Genomic DNA, 14339 nt, shown 5'->3' on the forward strand with positions numbered 1-14339 from the left:
CGGGTGCGGTTAAGCGGCGGTTATTTGAGCAACCGGGACAGCCGGCGGTCGGCGAGCGGTTTGCCCCCGGTCTGGCACGTCGGGCAGTACTGGAACGCCTTGTCCGCGAACGACACCTCACGCACCGTGTCACCGCACACGGGACACGGCAGCCCGGTGCGCGCGTGCACCCGCAACCCCGAGCGCTTCTCGCCCTTCAAACGAGCCGCGTCCTGACCGACGGACCGTGCGACGGCATCGGTCAGTGTCGTGAGCATCGCCTCGTGCAGGTGGTCGAGCTGCTCGTCGTTCAACTTGCCCGCCGTCGCGTACGGCGAGAGCTTCGCCATGTGCATGATCTCGTCGGAGTACGCGTTGCCGATGCCCGCGATCAGGGTCTGGTCGGTCAGCGACGTCTTGAGCCGCTCGGTGCGCCCCGCGAACAGGTCCTCGAGCTGCGTGCGGGTGATCCCCAACGCGTCGGGCCCCAGCCGCGCGACGCTCGGAATGGTCTTCGGGTCGCGCACGATCCACGCCGCGAGCCCCTTCTTGGTGCCCGCCTCCGTCAGGTCGAACCCCGGCCCCTGACCGGGCGGCCCGAGGTGCACGCGCAACGCGAGCGGCCCGCGGCCCTGCTTGGGCGGCGGCGCGGACATGGTGTCGGCCCAGCGCAGCCAGCCGGCGCGGGCGAGGTGGACGACCAGGTGCAGGCCGTCGGCGACCTCCAGGTCGAGGTGTTTGCCGTGCCGGTGCGCCGCCACGACCTCCTGGCCGTGCAGCGCCGTCCACGGCGGGTCGAACGTCTTCAGCACCTGGAGTGACGCGACGTCGACGCGATGCACCGTGCGGCCCACCGCGTTCTCACGCAGGTGGTGGACCAGCGCTTCTACCTCGGGTAGCTCGGGCACCGGTCCAGTGTCGCATCAGTCGACGGGTTGCAACGGGCCTTCGACGTCCGGCAGCGAGTGCATCTCGATGGTGCGGGCGACCCGGGAGGCCTCCTGACGCACCGCGAGCGGGCCTCGCACGGACCCGATCCACCGCTCGGGTGGCAGTTCGTCGGCCGTGGCCTTGCTCTCCGCGACCAGCGTGTGCGGGCGGCGCAGCGCCCAGCGGACCGGGAAGAAGGCGAACAGGAAGATCAGCGCGAGGATCAGCCACGCCGGCACCACGACCTGCTCCGGCGTCCAGGCGATCAGCACGACCACCATCACGACGAGGAAGCCCGCCATCATGATGCCGGGCAGGACGCCACCGCTGACGTCGTGCTCGAAGTCGTCGGACTCCACCGGGTTGCGCCACTCGATGCGGCTGTGGACCGTCCACATCCGCCCGTCAGCACCGCGCACCAGCCGCGTCATGTACCCGTCTCCCACGCTCGGTCGGTCTTGGTCAAACCGTACCTGGCGCGGGCCGAGCCTTGTGGGTGAACTCGGCCGGGCTTGATCGTCACCGTCAGTTTTCGAGCGCCGGTCGCGGGTAGAGCGTGATGGTGGTGGTCGTGGTCTGCGGCGTCGAGCACGGGTCGGTGGTCGTCGTCGGCGTCTCAGTGGGTGACGACGGCGTGTTGAGGGAGTTGATCCCCCGCGACGACGACGTGGTCTGCACCGTCATGTCGCCGACCTGGTCCGACGTCTGCACGGGCGTCTCCGCCCGTTCGGTCGGCTCGTCCTGCTGCTCCTGGCTGGGAGGCGGCGGCACGGACGACGACGTCCTGCGCACGGTCTCCTGCTGCTGCCGCGGCGCGCCGGGGTTGGCCACGTTCGCCTGCGGTTTCACCTGCTGCTGGGCCGGTGGCGGCGGGGCCACCACGAGCTCCTGGCTGTGCTCCGAACTCGCCGACCCCGACGTGTTCATCGCGATCACCGGGTTCTGGTCCGGTTGCAGCACGGCCACGCCGGGACCGCCGTTGAACACGGCCGCCATCGTCCCGAACAGGCCGACGGTCGCCACACTGGCCGCCGCGAACGCCAGCTTGGCCTTCGTCAGCAGCACCTTGCCGGCGAACGCGAGCCCGAGCGTCGACGGCACGATCAGGAACGCCGCGTTGGCACGCAGCGTCGCGCAGACCTCGTTCAACTCGGTGTAGAGCTGCGTGCACGCCGCACAGGTGTCGAGGTGGGCGGCGATCCGGCGTTCCTCGACGCCCTGGACCCCGCCCGCGGTGTAGGTGCCGAGCTTCGAACGGATCGCCGCGCACGACGAACGCCCGTCGTCGGCGGCGAGGTGGGCCTGGAGGTACGCCGCACGCAGTCCCTCACGCGCGCGGCGGGCCAACGCCGACATGGCGTTCGGCGAGAGCCCGAAGTGCGGTGCCACGGAGGCGGGGCGCTCACCCTCGACCTCGACGCGCCACAGCACGACCCGCCAGCGTTCCGGCAGGCTGGAGAAAGCCCTGGTGATGAGGTTGTGCTCGGCCCGCTTGTTGGCGTTGTCGCTCACCGGCTCGACCCGCCGGCCCAGCTCCTCGTCCTCCACCGGCACGTCCCGGCGCCGCCCGCTCCACTCCCACGCCACCCGGCGCGCGACGGTCAGCAGGTAGGTGCGGACGTGGTCGGTGGGCCCGCTGCCGCGGCGGATCGCCTGCAGCATGCGGAAGAACGCTTCAGCGGTGAGGTCGTCGGCCTCGGCCGCCTCCCGGACGTGCCTGAGAGAAAAACGGCGGATCGCGTCCGCATGCCGGGAGAACAGTTCGCCGTAGGCCGAGTCGTCTCCCTCGCGCACTCTGGCGAGCAGGTCCCGGTCGACCTCGTTCTCGTCGACCATCACAGGCTTCAACATGCCACAAGGGGCCAGAACTGCTCCTCGCCGAGAACAGGTCGATACACAAGACCATCCGTTAGTAGTGAGCTGATCAGCGCAACGCGATCGGTGACAGGACGGTCACAGGTGGGCGTCGGAGGATCGGCCGGACAAGATCGAGCGACTATCGTCACGCCCGTGGTGGACTGGCGAGAACGCGCTTCGGCCCTCGTGCCGGAACTTCGTGCTGTCGCCGAGACCGAGGAGTGGTCCTGCCACGTCTTCTTCTCGGAGCTGTCGCAGCTGGCCCAGGAGGCGCACCGCGAACAGGCCGACGACGTGCTGCGCCGGGCGTACGGGTTCGCGCACTGGTGCTTCCACCAGCCGGAGCAGTTCCTGGAGAACGCGGCGCTGGTGAGCTTCTACGAGCACGTGTTCGACGACTGGGACCTCCGCGAGGAGGTGGCGGCCTGGCTGCCGGTCGACGTGCTGCCGAAGGTGCGGGCGCTGTGGGAGTGGCGGTGGCCGAAGGAGCAGTTGGACGAGGTAGATCAACTGCTGGCCGGTTTGGCACCCCCCTCGCAAGACGCCGTCTGAAGGCCCTGTATAGTTCTCCCCTGTAAGGCAGTGCGGATGTAGCGCAGTTGGTAGCGCATCACCTTGCCAAGGTGAGGGTCGCGAGTTCGAGTCTCGTCATCCGCTCCACTCTGGAAGGCCCATGCTCATGGAGAGCATGGGCCTTCTTCGTTTCGCCATAATGTTGGGGGGACGACCCCCCAAACCCCCCGCAGTCCACCCCCGGCAGCCTTCTGTTCTCAGCTGACTGCCGGGCCGACGGTGAGCGTGCCCGCAGCGGCGTCCAGCTCGGCGAGCGGCCCGAGCGCCAGGAACAGCGGTTCGTCGCCGTGGCCGACGTCGAGAACGGTCCAGTCGCGATCGGTGTAGTCCTCGAAACCCGGGAACCGGCCGAGCGCGACGCCGCGCAGCCCATGCAGCGAGCCCGACCTGATGAGTTGCGTCAGCTGCCGGTCGACGTGGCCCAGCCCGACCGCGCGGGGTGCCTCCAGGAACAGGATCGCGGCGTCAAGGTCGAGCAGCCCGGTGCCCACGGACCACGCGATGGTGCCGAGGTGGCCACCGACGACGTTGCCCGTGGCCACCCCGTCCACACGCACCCCGCCGTGAGCGCGGCGGGATCGCGGTGCAGCACGGCGGGTTCGGTCTCCATCAGCAACGACCGGGTCGAGGCCGCCGAACGGGAGAAGGCGTGCGCAATGCGGTAGGCGCCCGCTCCGCCGCGGGTGGCGAAGACCGCCCGCACTCCGGGATCGCGATAGGCGGCGTCGAGATCGGCCAGCCGGTCCTCGTCGCGGCCCGCCAGGTAACCGCGGCGGTCCAGCGCGTGCGCACCGACCTCGACGACGAGGCCCCAGCTCTCCAGCACCTCCACGGACTCCGCGAGCTCCTCCTCGCTGGGGAAGCTCGCGGGTGACACGAGACGTACGCGATCTCCCGGAACGACACGCGGTGGCAGCACGACGTTCACCCGGCGGACTCTCGCAGATCTCGTCCAGTGGTTCTCGAGGTGATCTCCCGGCCCGCCCGTGAAAGGGTGGTGCCAGACAGCTCGCTCACCCCGATCGAGCCCGTTCGACAAAGGACCTGGAGACCATGGCCATCAAGCAGACGGCAAACGCGCACTGGGAAGGCTCCCTCGTCGAGGGCAAGGGAAACGTCAGCCTCGCCACCTCCAACAGCGGCAGCTTCGACATCGACTGGAAGGCGCGCGCTGAGGAGGCGGGCGGCAAGACCAGCCCCGAGGAGCTCATCGCCGCGGCGCACTCGTCCTGCTACTCGATGGCGCTGTCGCACGGCCTGACCGGTGCGGGCACGCCTCCCACCTCGATCGACACCAAGGCCGAGGTCAGCTTCCAGGCGGGCGTCGGGATCACCGGCATCCACCTGACCGTGCGCGCCAACGTGCCCGGCCTGTCGCAGGAGGACTTCGTCGCGGCCGCCGAGGGCGCCAAGGCGAACTGCCCCGTGTCGAAGGCGCTCGCGGGCGTCGAGAACATCACCCTCGACGCTTCCCTGGTCTGAACCGCAGCTCCGCAGGCCCGTGACTGATCAGGTGCCTGCGGTAGCGGACGTCGCCTGGCTGCTCGGCCACCTCGGCCGAGCGGTCGAGCAGTTCCTCGGCGACGACGCGGCCCTGCAGCCGGGCGAGCCCGGCTCCCAGGCAGTAGTGCGGTCCGTGCCCGAAGCCCAGGTGAGCGGGCACGGACGGCCTGCCGGGGTCGAAGTCCTCGGTGAACACCTTCGGGTCGCGGTTTCCGGCCGCGTAGTCGAGGAACAGGTGTTCGCCCTCGCTGATCTCCACCCCGCCCATCGTCACGGGGCAGGTCGCGGTGCGGAAGAAACCGATGAACGGCGCGTCGAGTCGCACCACTTCCTCGACCACGCCGCCTAATCGGCGTTCTTTGGCATTGAGTCGCAACACCGTGCTGGCGAGCATGTTCGTCGTCGAGTCGGTGCCGGCCACGACGATCGCCAGGCACAGCGAGAGGCGTTCCTGTTCGGAGAGCTGGCCGCCGCGGAACGCGTCGGAACGGCCGAAGTAGGCGCAGAACTCGTTCATCCCGGCGAAGTACGACCCGAGCACGCGTTCGCTGACCTCCTCTCCGCTCGTCAGTTCGAGCACCGGGGTGACGAACTCGCGGAACAGCGGGAAGTCCGCTGCGGGTACTCCGAGCACGTCACCGACGGTTCCCAGGGCGAACGGAGCGGCGAACTCGCTGACGAAGTCGGCTTCTTCCGGCAGTTCGTCCAAAAGTGTCCTCGCGCGTTCCCCTAATGAGTCAGCCATTCGGCGCACGGCCGATGGGGTGAATTTCTGATTCGCCGCCGCACGAATTCGGGCGTGCCTGGTTCCGTCCGCCGCGTTGAGCGAGGACATCAATTCGAGCAATCGCCGCTGCTCCGGTGGCATCATCGCCGCCACGGCCGCGACCTGCGGACCTGTCATGTTCCGGGAGGAGAACGTCACCGGATCAGCCAGCACGGCACGCAGGTCGGCGTATGCGGTCACCCGCTGGGCGTTGATTCTCGGGTCGAATTCCATTGCGATATCTTTGCGCGGTTCCGGCCTTTGTCGGGGGCTGACGACAGGACCAATAACGTGATCATCCGGCTGCTCGGACCGCTCGAACTCACCGGTCCGAACGGAGCAGTTCAACTCAGCAGTGCCGGTCAGCGGACGCTGGTCGCACGGCTGGCGCTGAACCCGGGAGAAACGGTGCCGAGGAGCGCGCTCGTGGACGCGCTCTGGTCGGACGAGGCACCGGCGACCGCCACGAAGACCTTGCACAGCCTGCTGGCGCGCCTGCGGGGGCAGATCCGCGACGCCGGGCTGGGCGAACTGATCATGACCCGCGAGCCGGGTTACGTGTTCAACGCGTCCGCGGACACCGTGGACGTCGCACGGTTCGAAGCGCTCGTCTCAGCAGCACGGCAGAGCACCGAGCCGTTGGAGAGCGCCAAGATGCTGCGCGAGGCACTGGCACTGTGGAACGGAGATCCGCTCGCGGACTGCCGTCCCGGCGAGTGGACGCGGCAGGAGTCGGCGCGCCTCACCGACCTGCGGATGGACGCGACCGAGGACCTGATGGACGCCTCGCTGGCGTTGGGCGAACACGCCGCGGTGGCACCGCTGGTCAACTCGCTGGTCGAGCAGCACCCGTTCCGCGAACGGCTGTGGGAGCAGCTGATGCTCGCGCTCTACCGGTGCGGACGCCAGGCCGAGTCGCTGGCCGCGTTCCAACGCGCGCGCGGCGTGCTCATCGACGAACTCGGCATCGAACCGGGCACGAGGCTGCGCGATCTCGAACAGGCGGTGCTGACCGCCGATCCCCGCCTCGACCTGGCCGAACACGTCCCGGTGCCGGTGCGCGGCAACCTCCCGGCCGACAGGTCGAGCTTCGTCGACCGCCCGGAGACCGACCACGTCGCCGACCTGATCCGCGAACACCGGCTGGTGACGCTGATCGGCGTCGGCGGGGTGGGCAAGACGCGGCTCGCGATGCACGTGGCGCGGGGCGAGCAACCGCCCGACGGCGTGTGGCTCGTGGAGCTCGCGGCGTTGCGCGACAGGGCTCTGGTGCCCCACACCGTCGCCGAGGCGCTCGGGGTGGTGGATCAGACCGGGCGCGGCCAGTTGAGCGTCCTCACGGAGTTCCTGGCGGGCAAAGACGCCTTGCTGGTGCTCGACAACTGCGAACACGTCGTGGACCACTGTGCGGTCTTGGTGGACACGCTGCTGCGCGTTGCACCGAAGCTCCGTGTCATCGCCACGTCCCGGCGCGCACTACGCGTCTATGGCGAGCAAGTCATGTCCGTAGCGCCGTTGTCCGTGCCGTATCCGGCGGCGACGTTGTTCGCCCAACGCGCTGATGCGGCCATCCCCGGTTCGTTCGTCATCACGGCCGAGAACGAACGCGCCGTCACGGACCTGTGCAAGCGGCTGGACGGCATCCCGCTCGCGATCGAGATGGCCGCGTTGCGCGTTCGTGCGCTGACACCTGCACAACTCCTGGAACGCCTCGACGACAGGTTCCGGGTGCTGACCGACGGCGGGCGCACGGCGTTGCCGCAGCACCAAACCCTGCTGGCGACCATGGAGTGGAGCTTCGACCTCTGCTCTCCACGAGAACAACTGCTGTGGGCGCGGGCCTCGGTCTTCGCCGGCAGCTTCGACCTCGCGGCGGCCGAGGCCGTGTGCTCGGACGACGCGCTGACTGCGGACTTCATGTTCGACGCGGTCGACGGCCTGGTCGACAAATCGGTGCTGCAACGCGAAGAACACGCGGGTGTGGCGCGTTATCGGTTGCTGGAGACCATGCGCCAGTACGGACAGACGCGACTGCGTGCCAGCGATGAGGAGTCACGGCTGAAGGCGCGCCATCGCGACTTCTACGCGGGCATTGCGCTGCAAGGGGAACGGGCCTGGTTCACGCCGCGCCAGGCCGCGACGGTCGGGGCGATGACGGCGGAACGCGGCAACCTGCGCGCGGCGATCGAGTACTCGCTGACGACACCGGGCGAGGCCGACTCGGGACTGCGGCTGGCGTCGACTTTGTGGTTCTACTGGGTGGGCTGCGGGCGGTTCGCCGAGGGACGGCACTGGCTGAACTGGGCGCTGTCGCTGGAGACCGAACCGTCGAACGCGCGCTGCAAGGCGTTGTGGGTCAACGGATACCTCGCGACCCTGCAGGGCAACACCGCCGCGGTGCCCGCGCTGCTGGAGACGTGCCGGACCGAGGCGGCGGCGCTGGGCGACGAGGACGCCGACGTCTACGCGACGTACGTGCAGGGCGCGGCGGCGGTGTTCGACGACGACCTGTCGTTGGGCGCGACGCTGCTGGCCGAGGCCGATCGACGGCACGCCGAACTGGGGCACATGGACAGCAACGTCGTCATGGCACGGGTGGCGTTGGCGATCACCGTGGCGTTCGGCGGCGAACTCGACCGTGCGACAGAGATCTGTTCGAAGGCGCGCGCTGTGTGCGAGGACAACGGCGAACTGTGGGCGCGCGCGTTCGCGTTGTACGTCCTGGCGTTCGTGGCGATGGGACGCGGTGACGTCGCCGAGGCCCGTGAGCTGGCCACGACCTCGTTGCGCATCAAGGAGAGCTTCCACGACCTGCTCGGCATCGCGGTGTCCGTGGAGCTGCTGGCGCTGATCTCGGTGGTCACCGGTTCGGCCGCGCACGCCGCGGTGCTGCTGGGCGGCGCGGACCGGGTGTGGCAGTCCGTCGGGCTGCCCCTGTTCGGGTCGGCCAACTTCGCCGCGTCGCACGACCAGTGCGTCGCGTTGTGCCGTCAGGCGTTGGGGCCCGAGGGGTACGAGGAGCACTTCGCGCGCGGTGCCGCCATGACCGTGGCCTCGGTGGTCGCGGCCGCGCAGTCGTGATGCAGGTTCCGTGCAACCGGTGCGCGCGATGCTGGCGGGATGAGGACCAGCGTGCGGACACCAGACGCGGGAGTCGTCGAAGAAGTCCTGAAGCTCGCGGCGCGGGCACCGTCGTTCGACATCGTTCCGCCGTGGCGATGGCGCAACGGCACCGAGTGCCTTGAGCTGGTGACCACGCGCACGGACCAGACGGCGTTGCTCGCGTGTGGTGCGGTCCTGCACCACGTGCGGGTGGCGTTGTCCGCGATGGGCTGGGACTGCCACGTGCTGCGGGTCGCCCAGTCGGACGGCCAGGTGGCGTCGGTGCACCCGCGCTGGGAGCTCGACCCGTTCTCCTGCGAGGTGGCCTCGGCGGCGGCGATCTCCTTGCGCAGGGCCGATCCCCGCCCCTACCTGCCCGACGAGGTGCCGGACTCGGCGCTCACGTGGCTGCTGCACGCGGCCCGCGCCGAGAACTGCGAGATGGAACTCGTGGCGCGGCGCAACGGCGTGCTGCTGCGAATGCTCGGCGAGGACTGGCTGAGCGTCGGTGAGGCCATGAGTGCCGTGGTGCTCGCATCGACCGTGTGGGGACTCGCGTCGCAACCGCTGCTGCACGAGGGCGAGGTGCTCGTCCGGGTGGGCTGGCAGTCGCCCAATGCCGAACCGTTGCCTCAGTCGGCCCGCTAGCGCGCCTGTTTGCGGGGACCATGGGTGCGTGGACCGGGACAGCACGCTGGCGCACCTCAGCGAAGACGACTGGCGCAGACCCGACGCGTCGTCGACCCAGCTGTACCGGGACCTGTGCGCGTTGCGCGATCTGCCGGTCGGGCAGCTGACCCCGACGTCGCTGCACCTGCTGGTCACGCACCAGGTGGGGCTCGACGTGACGGCGCTGCTGGCGTTGGAGGAGGTCGAACGCGACCCGTTGCGGTCGGTCTCGCTCTACCCCGGTGACCTGCTCGCCGCTCTACTGAGAGTAGATCATTCGTTCTGGGCCGATCACCCAGCGTTGCTGGCCAGGATGTCCGCTCTGCTGGACCGGCTGCGGACGTTGCCCGACGGCGACTGGCACCTGCTGGTGTCCGCGGCCGACCAATTTCCTGGTTAGGCGCGCTTTAGGCGTCCCTTTGCCGCAGCGTGAGTTGCTTGCAACATGACAAAGACTCTCGCGGCCGCCGGCCTCACGCTGGCCGCCCTCGCCACCTCCGCCGTGCTGTTCTCGCCGGTGGCTTCTGCCGAGACCTGCAAGGCTTCCTACTACTCGGGCGGCGGCACGACGGCGAGCGGCGAGCGCTTCGACCCCAACAAGCTCACCGCCGCGCACAAGACCCTGCCGTTCGGCACTCGCGTGAAGGTGAAGAACCGCACCAACGGCAAGACGGTGACCGTGCGGATCAACGACCGCGGCCCGTTCATCGCCGGCCGGTGCGTCGACCTGACGCCCAAGGCGTTCAAGACGATCGCGACGCTGTCACAGGGAGTGGTCGGCGTGACGGTCACCAAGGTGTGAACGAGTAGAAAAAGACCGGTTTCCTTGACCCAATCGAGTGAACGAGATACTCAATCTGGGTGTTCGGGGCGAAAAGTGGGCCTACTCGGCTGCTGACCGGAGCTGTGGTCGGCGTGGTCGTTGCGGCGTTTGGCGTGCTCGGGACCTATGCCGGGGGCTTGATCGAAGCCGATTCGGAGGGTCCCGACAGCGACAGACCGGCGCGTGTCTCGCTCATCAACACGCCTTCGTTGCTACCGACGGAATCCGAGCTTCCGTCACAGACAGTGGCGTCGAGTTCGTCGTCCGCGCCGTCGTCGTCCTCGGCGTCCAGCTCGGCAGCCACTTCGACGACGAAGACCACCAACGCGCCGTCGAGCGTGGTCGTCACGACGACTCAAGCTCCGCCCGTGACGACAACGACCCCGCGATCGCGGCCGCCGGTGACGACGACCACGACCACGAGGCCGTGTGGACTGATCTTCTGTTGAGCTAGGCGGTCCGGCGGCGCGCGAGGAAGATCGACGCACCGCCGAGCAGCAGGGTCAGGGCACCCGCGAGTGCCAGACCTTCAACGCTCGCACCGGTCTGCGCGAGCGGGCTCGCCTTCGCGGTCGGGCGGAACGTATCGACCTTCACGACCTCCGGCTTGGCCGGCGTCTCAGGCTGCGGCTGGCCACCACCCGGCGTGCCACCGGGCCCTTCGCCGGCGACGACCTCGACGGTCCAGCCGTTGTGGCACCACTGGGTGCAGTCCTCGACGCTGATCAGCCACTCCGGGTTCTTCACGTGCCACGGCCCGTTGACCTTGACGGCGTAGAGGCCGAGCGGGATGTTGGCGAACGTGGCCTTGCCGTACTCGCCGGTGCCGAACGCCGTCCCGGCGACCACGCCGGTCTTCGGGTCGACCAGGCTGAACGAGACGTCGGTCAGGTGCTCGTCACCGTTCATCCAGCCGTTGCCGTCGCGGTCCTCGTAGATCGAACCCTCGGCGGTGGCGCGCTTGTCGCCGGCGAGCTTGACCCAGTCGAAGACCGACGGGTAGCCGTCGATGATGCCCTCGTTCGGACCGAAGTCACACGCGACGTGGGCGCGGCCGTAGCGGTCCGAGCTGCTCGAGATGCCCGCGAGGAGCGTGAAGACGCGGGTCTCACCAGCCCGGATCGTCGCACCGTTGGGCCAGGCGAGGTCGCCCATTCCGTTCGGGAACCCCATGTGCGGGCCCTCACCGGAGCGGTTGCAGCTGGCGATGATCCCGGAGAGGTCTGCGCCACCCGAGTTGGTCAGCGTGAACTCGACGGTCGCGAAGCCACCGGCGACGTGGTTCGTGGACGTGAACCGCATCGACGCGGACAGGTGGTCGAGCAGCGGGCGGACCGCCTTGTAGCGCAGTTCGGACGAGGAGTCGGTGCCGTCGACGGGGATCTGCTCGTTGCTGTACTCCAGCACCCAGCCGCCGGGGAGCTCCAGGAAACCGACGCCCCACATCCGCAGCTCGAGGCCGGTGAAGGTGAAGCGACCGTTGGCGTCCGTGCGGACCTTGGGGTTGCCGTCCGGGTTGCTGCCGCCGTACAGGTACGCCTGGGCGCCGGCCAGGCCCTCGCCCGCGTCCTGCACGCCGTTGCCGTTCGCGTCACCCCACAGGACACCGCTGATCGTGCCCGTCTTGACGGGTTCCTGGAACAGGACGTCGATGACCGGCTGACCGTCGAAGATGTCCCTGTCGTTCTGCGCGGCGACCCGGAACCTCTCCTTGGAGTTGCCGGCGTAGGTGAAGGCCGAACCCTTGAGGGTGAAGGTCCGCGACTCGCCGGCCGGGATCTTCGTCGTGGGCGACTGCCACGGCGGCGCGAGGCCGTCCCAGCCGTCGTAGTCGATGCCGAGGTACGTCCCGGAGACGTGCTCCAGGTAGGCGGAGACACCGATGGCCTCGTCGGGGCCCTTGTTGGTGATCGTGAGCTTGACCGTCACCTTCTGGCCGATGAGGAACGGCCCACCGACGACCTCGGCCGTCGCCGTCACGTCCGAACGCGTCACGACGGGATCGGCCTGAGCCTGCTCATCGGTCGCCGGCTTCTCGTCGGCCTTCTCCTCCGGCTTGTCAGCCGGGGTGTCGGCGGGCTTGTCAGCCGGCGTTTCGGCGGGCTTGTCGGCCGGCGTCTCGGAGACCGGAGTCTCGCTGACCGGAGGCTGGGTGACGGGCGTCTCCGTCACGGGCGTCTCGTCCGGAGTGGACGGCGGCTGTTCCGCCGGAGTGCTGGGCGCGGTGACCTCGGTGCTCGGTGCGACCGGGTCTTCCTGCGCGGATGCGGTGAAGGTGGTGGTGGCGGTCAGCGCCAGAACGGCCGCGAACACGGCCGATCTGCGCGCGACACCACGCGCACGTGATGCGGACAAAGTAGATCTCCCCAGAGATAGGCCACCGCGACGACGCGACACGACCCCCGACGTACCGCGCATTCCCCCGCCGTGCGGTGTGCATGGCTTCAAGCGTGGACGCTAAGTCCACCCACCTGGGATAACAAGTCTCTTTTAGCTCACAATCGCCGAAATCCGGCGCTCGTAGATCAAGTCGAATCGGCGGGTGTCGGTGAGCCTGTGCCGCAGCGTTTCGCCACGTCGATCAGGGTTCTCGTCGTCGCGCCGCAGCGGTTCGCCGACGTGGTCGAGGCAGGCGTTGACGACGTCATCGTTGGCGGGCAAGGGAAGTCCGGGGTGGAGCTCCTCCAGCCGAGCTACGAACTCAGCCCAGAGGAAAGCGATTTCCTTGTCCGTGTGCATGCGTTGGCCGGTGCACATGGGCTCCCCCGCGCGATTCCTCCTGACGCAACGCGCGAACCCCGGTTTTGGTTCCCGCTCTGTCCACAGGCTATCCGAGATCGAGTATCACCAGGTCAGCGCGACGCAAACCTGTGGACAACTCGCGATCAAGGACGGCGTCGCGATCAAGACGGCGTCGCGGCAACCGCTTTCAGCTGCTGCCACCCGAACTCGGGGTCGCCGTCGAACGTGATCGCGAGATCGCGCCCGGACGCCGTGAAGACCTTCGGCATGCCGTCTGGTGGTACTCGTCGTTGACGCCCACGAACAAACGTGCGGCTCCGGCACCCAGTGCTCCTGGTGCACGTGCCGAGGCCCGCCGAGAGCGACGAGGTTGACGTTCCGCTGGGCCAACTCCACGGCCAGGTCACCGAATCAAGCCCTCAAGCCCGCCGTGGTGCGCGGCGACGGCGCCGTCCATCCACTTAGGACTGTGCTTGAGCCGATGCGTCTGCACGGCGGGGTGCTCGCCCCGGTCCAGCCCTGGTCGCGAAGCCGGTGCCGGCCCACCTCGATCAGGCCGTGGAAACGCTATAAGCCGCGGCCGTCGCGGTTCGCGCCCATGATCGTGGCGGCGACGTCCGGGCCGAGGTTGGCGTCGAGGGCGGTGCCGGTCTGCACGACGTCCGCGAAGAACGTGGTCTTCCTGCTCACTGCTGGGCGTCGACGTTCAGGTCCACCGGGCAGCTCACGCCCGTGCCGCCCAGCCCGCAGTAGCCGTAGGGGTTCTTCGCGTCCGACAGGTACTGCTGGTGGTAGTCCTCGGCGTAGTAGAACTCGCCGAGCTCCTCCACGGAGGTCGTGATCTGCCGAGCACCGGCGGCGTCGAGCGCCTGCTGGTAAACGTTCAGCGAAGCTTCAGCCGTGACGCGCTGCCCCTCGTCCGACACGAGGACCACAGAGCGGTACTGGGTGCCGATGTCGGCTCCCTGCCGCATTCCCTGGGTAGGGTCGTGGCCCTCCCAGAACACCCGCAGCAGTTCCGCGTACGGCAGCGCGGCGGGGTCGAAGACGACCAGGACGACCTCTGCGTGGCCGGTCAGGCCCGAGCAGACTTCCTCGTAGGTCGGGTTCGGGGTGGTGCCGCCCGCGTAGCCGACGGCCGTGGTCCAGACGCCTGGCGTTTGCCAGAAGAGGCGTTCGGCGCCCCAGAAGCAGCCGAGGCCGAGCACGGCGGTCCGATGACCGGACGGGAAGGGCGGTTGGAGTGGCCGGTCGGTGAACACCGCGTGGGACGGTGCCACCTGCAGCGGTTCAGTTCTGCCCGGTAGAGCGTCCGGCGGGGCCACCACCTGCGGTTTGTTGCGTCCGAACCAGGCCATGCGGCCAATATATCGGTGTGAAGCGCCACAACCAGGT

16 protein-coding genes, 1 tRNA gene and 1 pseudogene are annotated in these 14339 nt (G+C 68.8%); 7 read left to right on the forward strand and 11 right to left on the reverse strand.

The features are described from left to right. Window positions 1–20: 20 nt before the first annotated feature. From JNUCC0626_RS33010 to JNUCC0626_RS33020, 3 genes are all read right to left on the reverse strand, one after another. On the reverse strand, window positions 21–887 hold the full coding sequence (locus tag JNUCC0626_RS33010) for an Fpg/Nei family DNA glycosylase (RefSeq protein ID WP_394614670.1): 867 nt from the start codon (window positions 885–887) through the stop codon (window positions 21–23). Between the two features lie 15 nt (window positions 888–902). Next, window positions 903–1340, reverse strand: a complete 438-nt coding sequence (locus JNUCC0626_RS33015; RefSeq protein WP_285636271.1) for a DUF983 domain-containing protein — start codon at window positions 1338–1340, stop codon at window positions 903–905. A 94-nt stretch (window positions 1341–1434) separates the two neighbouring features. Beyond that, window positions 1435–2760 (reverse strand): sigma-70 family RNA polymerase sigma factor, encoded by a 1326-nt coding sequence (locus JNUCC0626_RS33020; protein ID WP_394614671.1) that lies wholly within the window; start codon window positions 2758–2760, stop codon window positions 1435–1437. Between the two features lie 159 nt (window positions 2761–2919). Between JNUCC0626_RS33020 and JNUCC0626_RS33025 the strand changes: the two genes are divergently transcribed. Beyond that, the gene (locus tag JNUCC0626_RS33025) at window positions 2920–3318 is read left to right on the forward strand and encodes a DUF7674 family protein (protein ID WP_382442230.1); all 399 of its coding nucleotides are present in this window, start codon (window positions 2920–2922) and stop codon (window positions 3316–3318) included. A gap of 32 nt (window positions 3319–3350) precedes the next feature. Continuing rightward, window positions 3351–3426 (forward strand) — tRNA-Gly (locus JNUCC0626_RS33030). Between the two features lie 110 nt (window positions 3427–3536). Here JNUCC0626_RS33030 and JNUCC0626_RS33035 read toward each other — a convergent pair. Both JNUCC0626_RS33035 and JNUCC0626_RS33040 read right to left on the reverse strand, forming a co-directional pair. Then, window positions 3537–3890, reverse strand: a complete 354-nt coding sequence (locus tag JNUCC0626_RS33035; protein WP_394614672.1) for a hypothetical protein — start codon at window positions 3888–3890, stop codon at window positions 3537–3539. Between the two features lie 152 nt (window positions 3891–4042). After that, a pseudogene (locus JNUCC0626_RS33040) lies at window positions 4043–4267 on the reverse strand (LD-carboxypeptidase); the annotation flags it as partial. Window positions 4268–4392: 125 nt separating this feature from the next. Here JNUCC0626_RS33040 and JNUCC0626_RS33045 point away from each other — a divergent pair. Then, entirely contained in the window at window positions 4393–4821 is a 429-nt protein-coding gene (locus JNUCC0626_RS33045; RefSeq protein ID WP_394614673.1) for an OsmC family protein, read from the forward strand. On the opposite strand, the gene JNUCC0626_RS33050 is transcribed toward JNUCC0626_RS33045, so the two are convergent. Continuing rightward, the gene (locus tag JNUCC0626_RS33050) at window positions 4796–5842 is read right to left on the reverse strand and encodes a cytochrome P450 (RefSeq protein ID WP_394614674.1); all 1047 of its coding nucleotides are present in this window, start codon (window positions 5840–5842) and stop codon (window positions 4796–4798) included. The two genes, JNUCC0626_RS33045 and JNUCC0626_RS33050, sit on opposite strands and share 26 nt — an antisense overlap. Window positions 5843–5899: 57 nt before the next feature. Here JNUCC0626_RS33050 and JNUCC0626_RS33055 point away from each other — a divergent pair, with 57 nt between their 5' ends. From JNUCC0626_RS33055 to JNUCC0626_RS33070, 4 genes are read left to right on the forward strand one after another with little or no spacing between them, the layout of a single operon-like run. Continuing rightward, window positions 5900–8689: a BTAD domain-containing putative transcriptional regulator gene (locus tag JNUCC0626_RS33055; protein ID WP_394614675.1), complete on the forward strand. Its 2790-nt coding sequence runs from the start codon at window positions 5900–5902 to the stop codon at window positions 8687–8689. Window positions 8690–8728: 39 nt separating this feature from the next. Next, window positions 8729–9358, forward strand: coding sequence for a hypothetical protein (locus tag JNUCC0626_RS33060; RefSeq protein ID WP_394614676.1), 630 nt, complete (start codon window positions 8729–8731; stop codon window positions 9356–9358). Between the two features lie 28 nt (window positions 9359–9386). Then, complete coding sequence (locus tag JNUCC0626_RS33065; protein ID WP_394614677.1) at window positions 9387–9779, forward strand: contact-dependent growth inhibition system immunity protein; 393 nt, start codon at window positions 9387–9389, stop codon at window positions 9777–9779. 45 nt (window positions 9780–9824) lie between these two features. Next, the gene (locus JNUCC0626_RS33070; RefSeq protein ID WP_394614678.1) at window positions 9825–10181 is read left to right on the forward strand and encodes a septal ring lytic transglycosylase RlpA family protein; all 357 of its coding nucleotides are present in this window, start codon (window positions 9825–9827) and stop codon (window positions 10179–10181) included. A gap of 145 nt (window positions 10182–10326) precedes the next feature. Here JNUCC0626_RS33070 and JNUCC0626_RS33075 read toward each other — a convergent pair whose 3' ends face one another. From JNUCC0626_RS33075 to msrA, 5 genes are all read right to left on the reverse strand, one after another. Then, window positions 10327–10551 (reverse strand): hypothetical protein, encoded by a 225-nt coding sequence (locus tag JNUCC0626_RS33075; RefSeq protein ID WP_394614679.1) that lies wholly within the window; start codon window positions 10549–10551, stop codon window positions 10327–10329. Between the two features lie 101 nt (window positions 10552–10652). Further along, a complete protein-coding gene (locus JNUCC0626_RS33080; protein WP_394614680.1) occupies window positions 10653–12557 on the reverse strand; it encodes an SdrD B-like domain-containing protein in 1905 nt (634 codons plus the stop codon). 135 nt (window positions 12558–12692) lie between these two features. After that, complete coding sequence (locus tag JNUCC0626_RS33085) at window positions 12693–12941, reverse strand: hypothetical protein (protein WP_394614681.1); 249 nt, start codon at window positions 12939–12941, stop codon at window positions 12693–12695. A gap of 570 nt (window positions 12942–13511) precedes the next feature. Beyond that, complete coding sequence (locus JNUCC0626_RS33090; protein WP_394614682.1) at window positions 13512–13634, reverse strand: hypothetical protein; 123 nt, start codon at window positions 13632–13634, stop codon at window positions 13512–13514. After that, on the reverse strand, window positions 13631–14302 hold the full coding sequence (msrA, locus tag JNUCC0626_RS33095; RefSeq protein WP_394614683.1) for a peptide-methionine (S)-S-oxide reductase MsrA: 672 nt from the start codon (window positions 14300–14302) through the stop codon (window positions 13631–13633). Before msrA ends, JNUCC0626_RS33090 begins: the two co-directional genes overlap by 4 nt. Between the last annotated feature and the right edge of the window lie 37 nt (window positions 14303–14339).

The organism is Lentzea sp. JNUCC 0626 (assembly GCF_043632865.1).
Taxonomy (GTDB): Bacteria; Actinomycetota; Actinomycetes; order Mycobacteriales; family Pseudonocardiaceae; genus Lentzea.